12 protein-coding genes and 1 tRNA gene are annotated in these 16,691 nt (G+C 43.2%); 3 read left to right on the top strand and 10 right to left on the bottom strand.

Annotated elements, in window-relative coordinates; all coding sequences use genetic code 11:
• The first annotated feature begins 30 nt into the window (after positions 1-30).
• The 3 genes from ACHUFW_RS07315 (at position 31) to ACHUFW_RS07305 (ending at position 6,886) form a co-directional block, all read left to right on the top strand.
• Entirely contained in the window at positions 31-3,171 is a 3,141-nt protein-coding gene (locus ACHUFW_RS07315) for a carboxypeptidase regulatory-like domain-containing protein (protein WP_394201839.1), read from the top strand.
• 246 nt (positions 3,172-3,417) lie between these two features.
• On the top strand, positions 3,418-3,834 hold the full coding sequence (locus ACHUFW_RS07310) for a hypothetical protein (protein WP_394201837.1): 417 nt from the start codon (positions 3,418-3,420) through the stop codon (positions 3,832-3,834).
• Positions 3,835-4,369: 535 nt separating this feature from the next.
• Positions 4,370-6,886: a TonB-dependent receptor gene (locus ACHUFW_RS07305; protein ID WP_394201835.1), complete on the top strand. Its 2,517-nt coding sequence runs from the start codon at positions 4,370-4,372 to the stop codon at positions 6,884-6,886.
• Between the two features lie 57 nt (positions 6,887-6,943).
• Here ACHUFW_RS07305 and gloA read toward each other — a convergent pair whose 3' ends face one another.
• The 10 genes from gloA to ACHUFW_RS07255 all read right to left on the bottom strand — a co-directional run bounded on the left by gloA (position 6,944) and on the right by ACHUFW_RS07255 (position 16,690).
• Positions 6,944-7,354, bottom strand: coding sequence for a lactoylglutathione lyase (gene gloA / locus ACHUFW_RS07300; RefSeq protein ID WP_394201833.1), 411 nt, complete (start codon positions 7,352-7,354; stop codon positions 6,944-6,946).
• Between the two features lie 538 nt (positions 7,355-7,892).
• Positions 7,893-8,534 carry an endonuclease III gene (nth, locus tag ACHUFW_RS07295; RefSeq protein ID WP_394201832.1) on the bottom strand — a complete coding sequence of 214 codons (642 nt, stop codon included), beginning with the start codon at positions 8,532-8,534 and terminating at the stop codon, positions 7,893-7,895.
• A 2-nt stretch (positions 8,535-8,536) separates the two neighbouring features.
• Positions 8,537-9,235 carry an electron transport complex subunit E gene (locus ACHUFW_RS07290; RefSeq protein WP_394201830.1) on the bottom strand — a complete coding sequence of 233 codons (699 nt, stop codon included), beginning with the start codon at positions 9,233-9,235 and terminating at the stop codon, positions 8,537-8,539.
• The gene (gene rsxG, locus ACHUFW_RS07285; RefSeq protein WP_394202253.1) at positions 9,228-9,854 is read right to left on the bottom strand and encodes an electron transport complex subunit RsxG; all 627 of its coding nucleotides are present in this window, start codon (positions 9,852-9,854) and stop codon (positions 9,228-9,230) included. Before rsxG ends, ACHUFW_RS07290 begins: the two co-directional genes overlap by 8 nt.
• Positions 9,855-9,880: 26 nt before the next feature.
• Positions 9,881-10,933 carry an electron transport complex subunit RsxD gene (gene rsxD, locus ACHUFW_RS07280; RefSeq protein ID WP_394201829.1) on the bottom strand — a complete coding sequence of 351 codons (1,053 nt, stop codon included), beginning with the start codon at positions 10,931-10,933 and terminating at the stop codon, positions 9,881-9,883.
• A 3-nt stretch (positions 10,934-10,936) separates the two neighbouring features.
• The gene (rsxC, locus tag ACHUFW_RS07275; protein ID WP_394201827.1) at positions 10,937-13,348 is read right to left on the bottom strand and encodes an electron transport complex subunit RsxC; all 2,412 of its coding nucleotides are present in this window, start codon (positions 13,346-13,348) and stop codon (positions 10,937-10,939) included.
• Positions 13,342-13,911: an electron transport complex subunit RsxB gene (rsxB, locus tag ACHUFW_RS07270; RefSeq protein ID WP_394201826.1), complete on the bottom strand. Its 570-nt coding sequence runs from the start codon at positions 13,909-13,911 to the stop codon at positions 13,342-13,344. The genes rsxC and rsxB overlap by 7 nt, the downstream gene beginning before the upstream one ends.
• 2 nt (positions 13,912-13,913) lie before the next feature.
• A complete protein-coding gene (gene rsxA, locus ACHUFW_RS07265) occupies positions 13,914-14,492 on the bottom strand; it encodes an electron transport complex subunit RsxA (RefSeq protein WP_394201824.1) in 579 nt (192 codons plus the stop codon).
• A 95-nt stretch (positions 14,493-14,587) separates the two neighbouring features.
• Entirely contained in the window at positions 14,588-16,501 is a 1,914-nt protein-coding gene (locus ACHUFW_RS07260) for an EAL domain-containing protein (RefSeq protein ID WP_394201822.1), read from the bottom strand.
• Positions 16,502-16,614: 113 nt separating this feature from the next.
• Positions 16,615-16,690, bottom strand: a tRNA-Asn gene (locus ACHUFW_RS07255).
• Position 16,691: the final 1 nt, after the last annotated feature.

Below are 16,691 nucleotides of genomic sequence, written 5' to 3'. Positions count from 1 at the left end.
ACTGTATTGTTCTTGCTTGTTGTCTTAGTCTTGACTGTTACACTAACGCCTACTCGTCATAAAGATTCAAAAGCCTACAATACCGCTAGTTTCGAAAGTGACTTCAAAGCGACCAGCAGGGTTAGTGATAGCACTCATAGTGATCAAAGTGTTTATAATGATAAAAGTGTCGGTATTGATAAAAGTGGCGCTAATTATGATCATCAATCGCCCAACAACGAATATGTAGACCAAGTCGATAGCATAAAGCGAACTAGCAACCAAACAACTATCGACCAAACAACTATCCACCAAACAACTATCCACCACCAAAGCCACCTAAAGCCTCAACCTACTTCAGAGTATCAGTTTCAAGCCAATGCGGATGAGATGGGCCAAGTTCAAACAAATATGGGGGAGCTTGCAAGTCAACTTCCTGCTAGCCAACGTGAAACGGTGTTTTTAGCCAAAACAAAGCCTATGCAGCCTCGCGAACAGGTGAGCAAAGTGGCAAATAAGTCGCTAGTTGGTCAAAAGCTCATTCAAGGTGAGATGGTTCAATTAACTAATAACCAACCGCAATCTACTGGGAATGTGGCTCAACAAGTTCAAGACTCGGCCAGTCGCTCGCTAACAAGGGGGAAGTCACAAAATCAAACAGTGATTGAAGCGGCGCAAAACTTGGGTGGCTTCTCAGTATGTGCTGAAACGATAAATCGTCACTATGTCAGTCAGCCAACCGAAGATGAGCAATTTATTATTAGCCAACTACGTTATGCCGGTGAGGTACTGAGTGAGGAGCTATTTGCTTACCAACAGGGAAATACGGTGTATCTTCCTGTGCAACTGTTAGCAGAGCTATTGCTCCTACCAGTGGTTGCAGATATGGATACATTGGCTGTCAATGGTTGGTTTAAATCACAAAACGCTGAAATTGAAGTGAGTAACGGGCTGATGAAATACCTCAATTATTCTGCCGATTGTAGCCGCCAAGATACGGTACTTTTTTATGATGATTGGGACATCTATATCGCTATGGATGTGATTAAACAGATGTTTGGATTGGACATTCAGTTTCAAGCCAATCGACAATTATTTCTAATATCAGAGTCGATTGATATCCCTTTGAGCCAACTAAAGCAAAGGCAGAAGCGTTATCAGCTTTTTAATGCGCAAAAGGCATCAACTGAACAAAATAATGTCGTTCATGTGGGCAAAGACAATGCGCTATTGGGGGATGTTGCGTTAAACGTAGATCTTGGTGTTAACGCGTTAAAGCAAGGCGATCCCAAAGAGTTTAGCCAAGAAGTGTCAGCACAGGCAAAAGTTGATTTACTCAATCACCAAACTTACCTCAGTTACAGTCAATCAGAATCCGGAGAAAGCCTGACCGCATATATCGAGAAAAACACCCCAGAAGCTTGGGTTAAGCACTATCGGTTAGGTACCGTTAACTCTCAAAGTATGCCGCTGGTTTCTGATGGCGATCAAGGCCTTGGGTTTACCGTGAGTGCAGGTGATGGTTCAACACAAGACCTGCGCTACATCATAGTGGAAGGTGAGTGGTTGCGGGATTGGGACGTTGAGCTATATCGTAATCACGCGCTAGTTGATGTTAAACGCATTGGCGCTGATGGTTTATATCGATTTGAGCAGGTGCCATACTTTATCGGTTTGAACCAATATCAGTTGCGCTTTTTTGGCCCAAATGGAGAAACAAAAGTAGAAAATTTCTCGCGTTTGCTTGATGACTCAGTGCTTGAAAAAGGAGATGCAGGCTTTCAGGCAGGGGCTCTGGCTAGGGAGCAAGATGACCTGCAGCAGTATTATGTCAGCGGTCAATATGCACTTACTGAAAACATAACGACTGGCTTAGCTGTGATAAGGCAGGAGCAACCAGATGATGATTGGATGACAATCTCCAAACTCAATTTGAATGTAGTCGGGGATCATAATCTTCTACAGCTAAACTATGCCCATAATGGTCAAGGCTATGCAGCAGGTGCGACGCTACAGGGAAGTGCCGATACTGTCGACTGGATAGCTGATTGGTCATTTTATGAAGACTTTAGCACCTGGGGTAACCCTAATGAGCGTCTCCAGCAGCAAGCAAATCTAGCTTTCAATGGTAGTTTGGATAATTTACCCATTAGTTGGTCTCTTGGCGCTGATTGGCGCGATTACACTTTATCGGCAGACAGCTTACAGGCCAACGCAAGGTTATCAGGCCAGTTACAAAGACTTTCCCTTTCAGCTGAGCTTCGCTGGCTACAGACTGGCAGCGTTGATGATTATATTGGTCGCTTAGCGATATCCGGAAAGCTATCGGATTGGTATTTGCGTAGTTATTTGGATTTAGGTTTAACCGATGACCGAGGCATTGATATCTGGGTTGCTAATGCGAATCGCTCGATTGGTGAGCATCTGAACTATCAGGTAGAGATGCGTTATCAGCCGCAATCCTATGCCGAGTATAGTATTCGAAATTCAATATCTTACTTATTTGATTATGGTTCATTGCGGCTAATGGTCGATACTGACTCTGAAGGCGATTGGTTTGGTCAAATTAAATGGAATAGTTCTGCCTTGTGGTTTATTGATGACAACACATTGTTGTTAGAGCGCTTAAATTACCTCAATACCGGTGCGATTAAGTTGATTGTTTACCAAGATGACAATGGTAATGATCGCTATGATGACGATGAGATACTGATGCAAGGGGTTCGATTTTCGGGTCATAGTCAAGCAAGCAAAGCAACCGATGAATTTGGCCAACTGCTGATAACACAACTTAGAGTGGATCAACCACATAAGCTAAGTATTAACGAAGCCAGTCTTCCCGATCCGTTTTTAGTGGCAAAAATGCCGAATTTCAGTGTTGACGTACACCCTGGTAATGTACAACAAGTCTATTATCCGATTGTGAATACCGCCGAGTTGGAAGGCAGTGCATTTATCAAAGGAGATGAACAACTTGCTGCTAAAGGAAAGTTAGTTGAGTTAGTGTCTATTGATAAAACTCATCATTACCGGACTTATGTTGAGTTTGACGGTATATTTTTATTCGACGGTATAACGCCGGCAACGTATGAGCTTAGTATCCAGTCTGAAGTATTACAAACTATTGCCATTAAGCCGGGCCAATTTGTTGAACTGGCACCTATTCATATTGAAAACGCCGATGTGGACTAATCCTCAGAGCAATCCATATAGTCCTAGTTAGCTGATAAGCTTTTAGTTCCAAATGCAAACACCAATATTGCAGCATCCAAAATCAGTATCTAAGCCTAACCTTTATGCCCTGAATGACCTTTTGTTGTAATGCAAAAGTGAGCAAACTCAGGTTTTGTGATCTGTAAGTTGATCTTTAGCAACGCAAAATACAGGTAACACTATAATAGATGGTAAGACTAAAAGGTTAGAGAGAAGCGCGATAGGGTGATAACGTTTTTGTTAGCGGCAGCGGTTGGCCATGTTGGTTTTAATCTAGTGCATCCCATAGATATAGTAGAAGCTGCGCCAGTTTACTTTGGAGAAGTCCTTAATGACGATAATGCAAGCTGTCAACTAAGCCGGGAAGGGCGCACAGGTAGCGGTTGTATCGGTACTGATGCGCAGCTTGGCTTACTCACTTTGTCAGCCAAAGATCACTCCAATGTGAATGTCATTGTGCACTCAATTGAAAATAATCACTTCAAGTTTGAACCCTTATTAGCTGATGGTGAGCAGAGCCAACAGTTTACAGTGTTTTCTGGCAATTTAAATATAGATATTGGCGGCAAGATTACTGTTATTACCAAACCTAATAATGGTGATTATAAATTAGAGTACATTATTGAAGTTAACTATGATTAATATATTTAAAATTATAACCATATTAAGCTACAAATATTATTATTTAACCCAGCCTTATTCACATTTGTCGCTATTTGTATCCACGCGTTTGCAGAATAATATTCTGTTAACAATCTTAACTCATTCCTGTACGCCAGCTTTATGGTGGAATTTTATCCACGACAAAAGTATGAACCAGCTCACTAGTTGGTGATATTTTCGATATCTGAAAAGCATGGTCAGTATATTTCTGTGACCCTCATCACACTTTTGCTTAGTGGTGAGGTTAAATTCCTGTTGCTGCTGTTGTCGATATTAAAACTACTCAAATTTACTTTCTATAGTGATTTATGCTGTCATGCGTTTCTTTTTGGCTTTTTATAAAATTGCTGCATCTATTTAAAACCTTTTTTATCATTTATTTTAACAAGTTTTTATCGTTGGTTAAAATAATTGGTGATTGACTGTAGTTACGTGAAACTACAGTATCGATTCCAACGCCGATTAATTAATTTGTGGCGCTAATAAAAATAATTAATTTAGGGAGTGAATCGTAATGATCAGAACATCAAAATTGGCCTCAGCAATTAAGTACAGCTTAATTGCATCAGTAGCAAGTGGTGCTGCGTTGACCAGTACGACAGCAGCAGCTGAAGAAGCATCTGCCAATGTAGAACGTATTGCGGTAACTGGCTCCCGTATTCAACGTCAAGATATGGAAACCGCATCGCCAGTCACCGTAATTGATGCTGGTGCCATTCGTGCAGAAGGTTACACCTCGGTAGATGAGATTCTTCAAGCGCAGCCTGCTATGGCCGGTATGGCTGTGGGTTCGACCACTAACAATGGTGCACGAGGAATCGCACAGGTAGATCTACGTGGTATGGGGGCAAACAGAACCTTGGTGCTACTTAATGGTCGTCGTATGGTTAATTCAGGTTCTGGTGCCGATAGCGCAGTTGACTTGAACACTATTCCAGTTGCCATGATTGCTCGAGTAGAGATTTTAAAAGATGGCGCATCTGCGGTTTACGGCTCTGATGCAATTGCCGGTGTTGTGAACATCATCACCAAAAAAGATTTTGAAGGCTTCCAGTTTGATGTAAATGGTGGTGCTGCATCTGAAGGGGATGGCGAAAACATCGAATTAAGTGGCTTATATGGTTTTAATACTAACGGTGGTAACTACACATTCGGTTTAGCATATTCTGAGCGTAAAGGTGTAATGCAAGGCGACCGTGACTGGGTTGAGAAGGGCTCTAGCTCATTTATCCCAGAAGGCACCTTAGGTGGCAAGCAGCTTGATCCTGATTCAGGTGAGTGGGTAGACCGTCAATATGGTTATGACTACACCCAAGATAGCTGGTTACAAACGCCAAATAAACGCTATAGCTTCTTTTTTAACGGTACTCAAGAGCTAACTGACGATATCGTATTTAATGGTGACTTCTTATACACCAAGCGTAAGTCTAAGCAGATGATGGCTGCACAGCCAGCTAACCTAGACCTTAAAGTGTGTGAAAACAACATTAAGCAAGATGATTGCATTACTCTAGATGATGCAATGATTGCAGGTGGTGTTGCACCAGACGAAAACGGCATGGTCAACTACCGTAAACGTATGAATGATGTGGGTAATCGTGTTTATGAGCAAGACACTGATACCTTCCGTATCTCTGCCGGCCTAGCAGGCGTGATTGATGTTAATACCGGTCTAGATTGGGACGTGTCTTATACCTATGGTAAGAACGAAGCTGAGACCTGGGTTCATAACTCAATTCACCAAGGTAACATGGAGAAGTCTATCTACGCCAATCAAGACGCATGGTTTGGTGGCGACCCAATGACTCAAGAAATGATCGACGCAGTCAGCTACACCGAATTCACCACTGGCGGAAATGAGCAGCATGTTGTTGCCGGTGTGATTAGTGGTGAAGCCTTTGATTTAGAAGCTGGCGCTGTAGCGTTCGCGATTGGTGCTGAGTATCGCCACGAAAGTGGTTATTTTAACCCAGACCCTGTGATTGTTGCTGGTGAAGGTACTGCTGCACAGCAAGATCCAACTGACGGTAGCTTCGACGTATTCTCTGTATACCAAGAAGTCAGCGTGCCATTTACCGATAAATTAACCGGTGAGTTTGCAATCCGTTTCGATGATTACTCAACCTTTGGTAATGCATCAACTTGGAAAGTGGGTTTAACCTATGAAGCGACTGATGATTTAATGCTACGTACGGTGGCTGCAACAGGTTTCCGTGCTCCAAGTGTGAGTGAGCTATATGGTGGTAACTCAGGTTCATACGACTACCTTACGGATCCATGGGGTAACGAGCAAGATCCGCAAATCTTGGTTAACTACACCTCTGATGAAGACCTAGATGCAGAAACATCTGAGTCATACACAGCTGGTATCGTATATTCTCCAAGCTATATCGACGGATTATCACTGACTTTAGATTGGTGGAGATTCAAGATTGATAACGCCATTGCACGTCTAGACGTACAAGCGGGGCTAGATGCTTGTTTTGCCGGTGACGGTTCAGCGTGTGAGACTTTCAACATTGGTCCAAATGGTGATTTGAGTAACCTGACTAACCCACTAACAAACGTAGGTTATCAAGATACAAGCGGTATTGACTTCAATTTGGCATATACCTTCGAAGCGCTTGGCTTAGATTGGAAAATCAATAACGATTTAACCCACTTAATCAAGTTTGAGCAAGACGGTATTGATTACACTGGCACCATTGGCGGTATGTACGGTGGATACGCTGAATATAAGAACAACTTTAACCTAACGGTTAGCCGTGGTGACTGGAGTGTTATGTACTCTAACCGCTACATTGGCGAAATGAACGATGTTAATACTGGTGAAGATATCTCTTCAGTGCTGTATCACAACGTTTCTGGTGTTTATCACTTCACTGATGGTTTCTCTGCCAACATTGGTGTGAAAAACCTAACCAATGAAGAGCCTGTAATGGTTTCAAGTGGTAACGAAGCGGGTACCGTTCCAGAGGTTTATGACACAATTGGTCGCCAGATTTACGCTGGTGTCTCAATGAAGTTCTAAACAATAAAGATGAAAAAAGCGCCTATTAGGGCGCTTTTTTTTGCATTACTTTAGGAGTTAACCTAAGCCTTTTGTTGCACTACTTAATTGAATTAATTCAATTTTATAACCATCAGGGTCTTCTACAAAAGCAATTTCAGTGCTGCCGCCAGCTACTGGGCCAGGTTGCCTGGTAATTTTGCCTCCGGCATCAGCGATCGCTTGGCAACGTTGGTAAATATCGGCTTCACCAATGGCTAGGTGGCCAAAGCCATTGCCGAGATCATAATTATCAGTGTCCCAGTTATAGGTTAACTCGACAACAGCGGCGCCGCTTGATTCCTCATCAAAACCTACAAAGGCCAGGGTATAGCGATATTCTGGATTTTCTGATTTTCTAAGAAGCTTCATACCGAGCACTTGGGTATAAAATTCGATGCTTTTGTCTAAATTAGCGACTCTAAGCATAGTATGGAGTAGTTGCGACATCGTGTTCACTCTTGTTGTTTTGATTGGCTAAAGTGTACTGCGTCGATTTAAAGCTTGTCTATGAAATAAATTGGTTTTGGATAACGGTTTAGTGAACTTACTCGAAATTTCATGTTATGTGGTAGTTATAGCAATCGGCATAAAGATGTGATCGCTCAGCGAGAGTTTAGCGCTTCTGAGCCAAGGTTAACACACTGAGTACTCGCCGTTGTTCTATCATTACAGGTCCCTGCTTTTTTCAAAATTAGCGACATGTAATGTATGTTATAGATGTTGATCGTCTTCACAGAACTTTGGATATAATTGGTGTAGAGCGCAATTCACTGGGATAATAAAGCACACAACAAATAGGAGTACCTTATGTCTTCAGAACTAAAAATGGCCATTGGTCTTACAGTTGTTATCGCAGCTTTCCTAAGCATGTTTTTTGTGTTTATGTACTAAATGCACTTTGGTATGTAGAAAGCAAACTAAAAAGCCGCAAGATGCGGCTTTTTAGTGTTTGAATCGGTGACTTAGCAATTAAAACCCATTGCACTTATTCGTCGGGATAGACTTTTTCTTTAAATTCACATAAATGCTCGATAATACAGCTTCCACAGCGCGGTTTTCGGGCGATGCAGGTGTAGCGCCCGTGAAGAATAAACCAATGATGGACATCGACTTTAAATTCTTTTGGTACTACTTTTAGCATTTTTTCTTCTACGAGATCGACATTTTTACCCATGGCGAATTTTGTGCGATTTGCGACACGAAAAATATGGGTATCAATGGCGATGGTAGGCCAGCCAAAAGCTGTGTTTAATACTACGTTTGCTGTTTTTCGGCCAACACCGGGCAGGGCTTCCAAGGCTTCACGATTTTCAGGTACTTCACCTTGGTGTTCGTCAATGAGTATCTTACAGGCTTTAATGACGTTAATCGCTTTATTGTTGTATAGCCCGATAGTTTTGATGTACTCCTTTAAGCCATCAACGCCCAAGTCATAAATAGCTTGTGCGGTATTAGCTACTGGAAACAATTTATCAGTGGCTTTATTGACACTAACATCGGTGGCTTGGGCCGACAGAGTTACGGCGACTAATAGCTCAAATGGGCTAGAGAAATTTAGCTCAGTTTCTGGGTGTGGGTTGTTGTCTCGAAAAATCTCGAGTATTTGACGACGTTTCTCGGTATTCATAGTTAATTGACTTTTGTTATTCTAGCTCGAGTAATCGTAGTTTCTGGTTGTACTTTGGGTTGTCTGCGTTCAATCACTTGGTCAATATAGTTTTTGGTGGCAATCAAAAATCCCATGGCAATAAAAGCACCGGGTGGCAACATGGCAAGTAAAAATTGTGTGTCCATTTGCCAAACTTGTAGGGTTAAACCTTTCGCCCATTCGCCAAGCAGTAGATCTGCACCATCAAACAAGGTGCCTTGACCCAGTAGCTCACGACTCGCGCCTAGGGCAACCAATACAAGTGTAAATCCAATTCCCATCATCAAGCCGTCAAAGGCTGAACTTAAGACATTGTTGCGTGATGCAAACGCTTCAGCGCGGCCGATAATTACGCAGTTGGTGACGATTAAAGGTAGGAAAATCCCTAATGACAAATACAGCCCATAAGCATAAGCATTGATCAGTAGCTGTACGGTGGTGACAAGTGCGGCGATGATCATCACAAACACCGGAATACGAATTTCCTTTGGTACATAATTTTTTACTAGCGAGACCAAAACGTTTGAACCAACAAGTACGATTAGTGTGGCTAAGCCCAACCCTAAGGCATTAGTAACTGTTGCAGTTACGGCTAATAGTGGACAAAGCCCAAGCAGTTGTACAAGGCCTGGGTTATTTTTCCATAAACCTTGCCAAGCAATTTCGCGATAATTACTCATATTCAACCTCACAATTAGCAGGGCGAGTTAATAGTTTCTGTTGCTCAGCATTAAAGAAACTGACTGCCTTATGTACCGCTTTGACATAGGCTCTTGGCGTAATGGTGGCACCGGTGAATTGGTCGAAATCGCCACCGTCCTTTTTTACCGCCCAGCGACTTTTATTGTCTTCAAATACACGCAGGCCGTTGAAGCCAGTCACCCAATCGGACTTTCTTAGTTCAATTTTGTCACCTAGGCCAGGTGTTTCGTTGTGACTCAGGGTTCTAACACCTAATACTTGCTGGTTGGTATCAATGGCTATGATGATCTTAATATCACCATTGTATCCATCGGGGGCGACAGTCTCTAGCGCGATAGCAACAGGCTCGCCCTGCATTGACGCTATGTAGGCTGGTAGCGGCTCATCGGTTCCTAGCGCCTCTGGGTTATGAATCAAAATACAGTGTTCGATGAGGTTATTGTCGTGGATGTTATCGGGTATTATTTGATGCAAAACACGCAATAACTCCTGTGCTTCCTGCTGCTTAATTTTGTCATAGGTAAACTGGTTGATGCCGGCCACGAGTGCGGTACATAGCATGGCAAATAAAGCGAGTAATGCGCCATTTTTTAACATAGATTTTTTCAACATGATCTAGTTTCCTAACGGCTCGTTCTATGGCCATAGGCCCGTGGTTTGACATAGTGGTCGATAAACGGCGCACACAAATTGCCCAATAGAACCGCAAATGCAAATGCGTCTGGGTAGCCACCATAGGTTCGTATCACATAAACAATTACGCCAATTAAGGTACCAAAAATTAACCGACCTTGATTACTGGTTGCAGCACTGACTGGGTCTGTCGCAATAAAGAATGCTGCAAGCATGGTAGCACCAGAAAATAGGTGCATTATTGGGCCTAAGTGCGTATCTGGGTTAAGTAAGTAGCCAATACTTGCACAAATAAACAGTGATGCAATGATAGCCACACTAATATGCCAACGGATCAGCTTTAGCTTTATCATGATTAAACCACCGATAAAGTAGGCGCAATTGATCCAAAACCAACCTACGCCTAAGCCGTCACTGAAACTATTGGCTAGCAGCGCTTCGTTAATGGTCAGCCCAGTAGAGAAAGCGGTTTTTACGCTGTCCAGCGGAGTGGCCATTGCCATACCATCAATGCCTAGTTGGTATTGGCTTATGTCGGCTCCTGTGGCACCGAAAAAGATAAGTTGTAGGGTTTCGTTGAAACTAAAACTCTGTTGTGCAAAGCCAATTGGCGCACTCCAGGTGGTCATTTGCAAAGGAAAGGCAATTAACAGCATGACATAAGCTGCCATTGCGGGATTGAAAATGTTATTACCTAAGCCGCCATATAGCTGTTTCACTATGATGATGGCAAACAACACGCCGATAAATATGATCCACCATGGTGCAAAAGCCGGAACGGCAAGACCAAGTAAAAAACCGGTGAGCAATGCACTATTGTCTTTTAGTGTTGCTAGGGTAGGTCGATTTCTGATTTTTAAAACAAGGGCTTCAGCTAACCAGGCAATTAACATGGCAAATACAACTTGGATGAGAGTCCCCCAACCAAAGAAATAGCATTGTACAGCGAGTCCCGGTAGGGCACACAGCATAACTTGCTGCATCAATCGACTGGTTTGCATTTTATCACTCAAATGAGGTGATGATGCTATCTTAAATGCCACGTGTTAATCCTCTTCTTTAGACGTATGCTGTGCTTTGGCTTTCTTAGCTTTTGCTTTGGCAACAGCGGCGGCTATTCTAGCTTTTTTGTCATCGGCCTGAGTATGGTGCGAAGCAGCATCTTGTTCGACGTCGATTTTGTCATTACTGGACTCTATAGCGTCGCTATTAACTGTTCTAGGTGACTCAGGTACGCTGGTTTGGTCTTCCACGGCATTGGATGAGTCTATATCTTGAGCGGCGGCTTTTTTAGCTTTAGCTCTTGCGACAGCCGCTGCGATTTTAGCTTTCTTATCAACGGCCTGATTATCAGAGGTTGGCTCTGGCTCTTGAGCTGCCGTTTTTTTAGCTTTAGCCTTTGCGACAGCCGCTGCGATTTTAGCTTTCTTATCATCAGCTTGATTATCAGAGGTTGACTCTGGCTCTTGAGCTGCGGCTTTTTTAGCTTTAGCTCTTGCGACAGCCGCTGAGATTTTAGCTTTCTTATCATCGGTCTGATCATCAGAGTTTGACTCTGGCTCTTGAGTCGCGGCTTTTTTAGCCCTAGCCCTTGCTACAGCAGCGATTTTAGCTTTTTTGTCATTGACTTGATCATCGGAGATTGATTCTGGCTCTTGAGTCGCGGCTTTTTTGGCTTTAGCCCGTTCAATAGCCGCTGCTACTTTAGCTTTTTTATCATCATTATGTGACGCACTAGTGGCGTCCTGGTTATTTGCCGCTGCCTTTTTGGCTTTTGCTCGGGCGATAGCAGCCGCAACTTGATCAGACTTACTGTCTGCGCTGCTGTTATCGGTACTGAGTTGTTTTTTAGCTTTAGCGCGCGCTATAGCTGCTGATACATCGGCTTTCTTATTATCATTGCCTTGCTCTTGGGCTTTTTTCGCTTTTATTCGTGCCATGGCTTCAGCCACTGCATCTTTATCACCACTGCTCATTGTTGCTTTACGACGTTCAGCTGCTTGTTTGGCTTTGGCCTCTCTTGCTGCTTTCTCTTCTTCTAGTCGTAATGTACGAGAGTCAAATCGTTGTTTTGCTAATTCAGCTTGTTTCTTTTCTTCAACTTCGGTTCGTATAGCTGATTTAGCGATGCGATAATACTCGACTAAGGGAATATCACTTGGGCAAACATAGCTACAGCAACCACATTCGATACAGTCTTGTAAATTATAGCTAGCCGCTTTGTCGTACTCTTTTGCTTTAGCGTGCCAAAAAAGCTGTTGCGGTAATAATTGAGCAGGGCAGGCTTGGGCGCATTCTCCACAGCGCACACAGGGCAGTTCTGGGCGAGGTTGTCCGAGTTCGCCTGGCTCAGGAACTAACACACAATTGCTTCCCTTTAAAACAGGGGCGCTAGCGTCAGGTAGGGTGTATCCCATCATAGGACCACCAATAATCACTTGCTCTACACGGTTTGCATCAAATTCACAGACGTTAAGTATATGTTTTATGGGTGTGCCGATAGGCACCCAATAGTTACCGGGTCTTTTAATCCCTTTGCCTGTTACAGTGACTACGCGCTCTGTAAGTGGTTTATGATCATAAACTGCTTGTTTAATAGCAAATGCAGTTGCGACGTTTTGTACAACTATACCAAGCTGGGCAGGTATCGCACCTGACGGTACTTCCTGTCCTGTCAGAATTTGAATGAGCTGTTTTTCACCGCCTGATGGATAAAGCGTTGGGACGACAGTGATTCTTATCTTGTTCGCGTCAATGGCACTACGATTCAACCCATGTTCAATCGCTTCAATCGCTTCAGGTTTGTTATCTTCAATCGCGATGATAATTCGCTGAGGATTGACTAACTTATCAATAAGCTCGATGCCCAACAAAATATCATCTGCATATTCTCGCATTAACCGATCATCAGCGGTAATAAACGGCTCACATTCAATGCCATTGATGATAAGTAGTTCAATGTCTGAAACGGGATTAAGTTTAATATGTGTTGGGAACGCAGCGCCACCTAGGCCCGCAATGCCGGCTTGTTCAACCAGGGTTAAAATACGCTGGTTATCTAATGCCATAACCTCACTATGCTCGCGCGATGGCAAGGATTGTTCTGATAAATCTTGGCCATCGGGGTGTAGCACAGCACTTAGCACAGGTAAGCCAGAGGCGTGATTACTTGGCCGTGCTTCTAATAAATGGATATGACCTGAGGTTGGAGCATGGACCGGTAAATAGCCAAAGCCTGCAGCTGCAGTTAAGGTTTGGCCTTTTTTAACGTAATCGCCTTTAGCTACAACTAATTTCGCGCTATCACCTACTTGGGGAAGTGGAATAATATACTCTTGCGCTGGCGAGAGGCGAGTAATGCAGCCTGCGTTACTCTGAATTTTATTTTCTGGTGGATGCACTCCACCTATCGCGCGCCACAGTGTTCCTTTATCAATCTGCTCTAATAAGGTTAACACTTTGATTCCTCTTGAAGCACAGTGACTGGAATAGCGTTTAGCTGCCAATCCCAGTTTTTAGTTGTTTGTTTTACCGGTAACATGTCAATACAGTCTACAGGGCAGGGCTCGACACAAAGATCGCAACCGGTACAGTAATCTGTGATCACCGTGTGCATTTGCTTTCCTGTACCCAAAATGGCATCCACTGGACATGCCTGAATGCACTTAGTGCAGCCAATACACTCATCTTCTCGAATATAAGCGACCTTTTTCACCTGAACTTCTTCACTAACAGTCAGAGGTTCAGGTTCTTGACCTGTTAATTCGGCCAGTTTTTCCATTGTCGCTGTACCACCAGGGGGGCACTTATTGATCTTCTCACCGTTGGCAATTGCCTCGGCGTAGGGGCGACAACCTGGGTAACCACACTGACCGCATTGGGTTTGTGGTAATAAAGCTTCGGCTTGATCTGCTAGCGGGTCACCTTCGACTTTGAATTTTTCGGCAGCAAGGCCTAATAAGGCGCCAAAAAATAGTGCTAATAAGGTTAATAATACAATTGCAATAACAAATTCTAACATAACTATTTAACCAGCCCCGTAAACCCCATAAAGGCTAATGACATCAGTCCGGCGGTGATCATTGCAATTGCGCCGCCTTTGAAAGGTGCGGGGACATCAGCGGCTGCTAGGCGCTCACGCATCGCTGAAAACAGAATTAATACCAAGGAAAATCCAGCTGCTGCGCCGAATCCATAGAAAGCGGATTCGATGAAGTTATGGTCTTCGTTGATATTGAGTAATGCGACCCCAAGCACTGCACAGTTAGTGGTAATTAATGGCAGGTAGATACCAAGGGCACGGTGTAATGAGGAACTGGTCTTTTGCACAACCATTTCAGTAAACTGAACTACAACAGCGATAACCAAAATAAATGCCATCGTGCGAAGGTAGCTTAAATCAAATGGAAGTAGTAAGTACTGGTTGACTAAGTAACTGATTATTGAGGCAAGCGTCAGCACAAAGGTCGTTGCCATAGACATGCCAATCGCCGATTCTAGCTTGCTAGACACTCCCATAAATGGGCAGAGTCCGAGAAATTTAACTAATACGAAATTGTTGACTAGCACGGTGCTAACCAACAACAGGAGATATTCACTCATCTCTATCAATTATCTTATTTAATTTATGCGCATATTATCGACTTTTCCAAGTCTATAAACAACACATAGAATGCAGGGATTAACCAATTAAACTACTAATTGGACGTTGATTCGCCACCTTTATTTTTAAAAGCTTGAGGTTGGGCGATATAGTAGCCTTGTAGCCCGTCTACGAGTAGTCGTTCTAACGCGAGTTTTTCTTCCTGTCTCTCAACACCACAGGCGATAACGCGAATTGCTAGTCTTCTTGCGATGTCTATCATCATTTTGACAAAGAATCGGTTGTTGGTGTCAACTTCGATAGACTCTGCATAACTCCTATCAAGTTTGACAAAGTCAGGGCGTACTTGCTTGAAAAACTTAAACGATGTCAGTCCCATACCAAAGTGCTCAACGCTGACTCTAGCACCAACACTGTGTATTTCATGGACTAACTTGTGGGCTGCATTGAAATTGGATTGCAAACCAGCCTCATTAATTTCAAACACCAAACGTGCCGCAATATGGCGTTGGCGAGCCAAAATATCCTTCAACCAAGCGACAAAGTCAGGCTGCATTGCTGATGCGCTACTAATATTGATGCCAAAGGCGCCATCAATACTGGGATCTTCTAGTAACATGCGAATAGTGCTAAGAATAATAAGCTTGTCTAACTCGATACTTTTACCATGCCTTTCAGCCATGGCGATAACTGTTGCGGTGGGTAAGAACTTGCCTTCACTATTATAAAAACGTGCCAATAACTCTTTGTATACCTGGACTTCTGAGCGGCAGGGGGAAATGGGTTGTACGTAAAATTTTAATGCTCTACGTTGGATCAAATCTTCAATCGCTTCTTGCCAACGCGTATCACCATAAAGCTCATCACCATTAAGTTTTTCTTGCACATGGTAGCTGTTGGGACCTTGGGTTTGTGCGATGCTAACGGCAGCGTCTGCGAGCGTGAGTAACGGCACGGCTTCGGTGCCTTGCTGATAGGGGACTAAACCAATATGGCCAATCGAATCGGCGTTAATCGTTTGCTGATACTCACTAAACTGGGTTTTAATTGCTTTAAGAAGTTGTTGACTGTCTTTTAGGGTGAGATCTTGAATAATGATGCCAAAATCCCCGGTAGAGATACGATAGCAGTGGGCATGCTCATAGGCTCCGGCGCATTGACTCAGTATTTCAGCAATTTTTTTCAAATAGCTATCGCCAGCAGAGCGGCCTTGTGATTGGTTAATGCTGGCCAATTCGGTGGCTTTTATAATCGCAAGTACACCTATACGACTATTTTTGCCATTGGTGATGCTGTCTAAATGCTCGGTAAATTTTTGCCTTGTGCCTAGCCCTGTGATCGGGTCTTGATATGCTTCTTTATTTAACGTAGCTAATTGTTTCTCATAAGTGGCGATGGTTTGTGCGAGTTGGCCGCGTCCATTATCTAGCGATTCAGCAAGTGGCTTAAATTGTCCGGTTAAGCGTGATTGTTCTAATGCTGTAAATTTGCTGTTAGTAAGCTGACTAACATACTGCGCTGCATAATCGATGCTTCGAGACTGACGTTGCATTAACAAGGTGAAAATTACTGCGAGTAACAGGTAGGCAATACTGATTATGGCCCACCAATGTAATAAATCATTGATGGCAATATCAGTCAGTGGTTTGCTATTTAACCTAATTTGTAAGCGTCCACCTGAGTATGTACGGGTATCGTCAAGCTCGATGGTCAATAACGATTGTAAGCCGGTATCTGAGTTATTAAGGCTACCGAATGTGTAGCTTAGGTCATTGTCTTCTGTGTGGATATATTGAAAAAACTGGAAGTCAAACTCAGTATTTAATTGCTGGTAAAACGCTTTACCACTAGCTGCTGACATCGTTTGTACAGCTTGAGATTGTAGATAAGCTTCCAGCTGTTGTTTACCAAGCTGTTGTAGCTGTTTTTGTTCAACAAACAGCCCTGCGGTTGCCATGGCAGCAAAACAGATAAACAGAAGTAAATGAAAAGATTTTGTCACGCTCATAAAGAATCCGTTCCACAACACTTGATATTACTAATGGACAATATCAAATAAGTGTAACTGATTAATGCCTAAAGCGAAATTACAAAAAGGGAAATTTATTTAACGCAGAGGAGTGGCTCCCCAGACTGGACTCGAACCAGTGACATACGGATTAACAGTCCGCCGTTCTACCAACTGAACTACAGGGGAA

The organism is Shewanella waksmanii, from assembly GCF_043643685.1.
Taxonomy (GTDB): domain Bacteria; phylum Pseudomonadota; class Gammaproteobacteria; order Enterobacterales; family Shewanellaceae; genus Shewanella; species Shewanella waksmanii_A.
This window is presented reverse-complemented; position numbering and strand designations above follow the sequence as displayed.

Excerpts from the sequence above, each read along its gene's own strand:
- ACHUFW_RS07305 (WP_394201835.1), top strand. The coding sequence starts at position 4,370 with ATGATCAGAACATCAAAATTGGCCTCAGCAATTAAGTACAGCTTAATT.
- gloA (WP_394201833.1), bottom strand. The coding sequence starts at position 7,354 with ATGTCGCAACTACTCCATACTATGCTTAGAGTCGCTAATTTAGACAAA.
- nth (WP_394201832.1), bottom strand. The coding sequence starts at position 8,534 with ATGAATACCGAGAAACGTCGTCAAATACTCGAGATTTTTCGAGACAAC.
- ACHUFW_RS07290 (WP_394201830.1), bottom strand. The coding sequence starts at position 9,235 with ATGAGTAATTATCGCGAAATTGCTTGGCAAGGTTTATGGAAAAATAAC.
- rsxG (WP_394202253.1), bottom strand. The coding sequence starts at position 9,854 with ATGTTAAAAAATGGCGCATTACTCGCTTTATTTGCCATGCTATGTACC.
- rsxB (WP_394201826.1), bottom strand. The coding sequence starts at position 13,911 with ATGTTAGAATTTGTTATTGCAATTGTATTATTAACCTTATTAGCACTA.
- rsxA (WP_394201824.1), bottom strand. The coding sequence starts at position 14,492 with ATGAGTGAATATCTCCTGTTGTTGGTTAGCACCGTGCTAGTCAACAAT.
- ACHUFW_RS07260 (WP_394201822.1), bottom strand. The coding sequence starts at position 16,501 with ATGAGCGTGACAAAATCTTTTCATTTACTTCTGTTTATCTGTTTTGCT.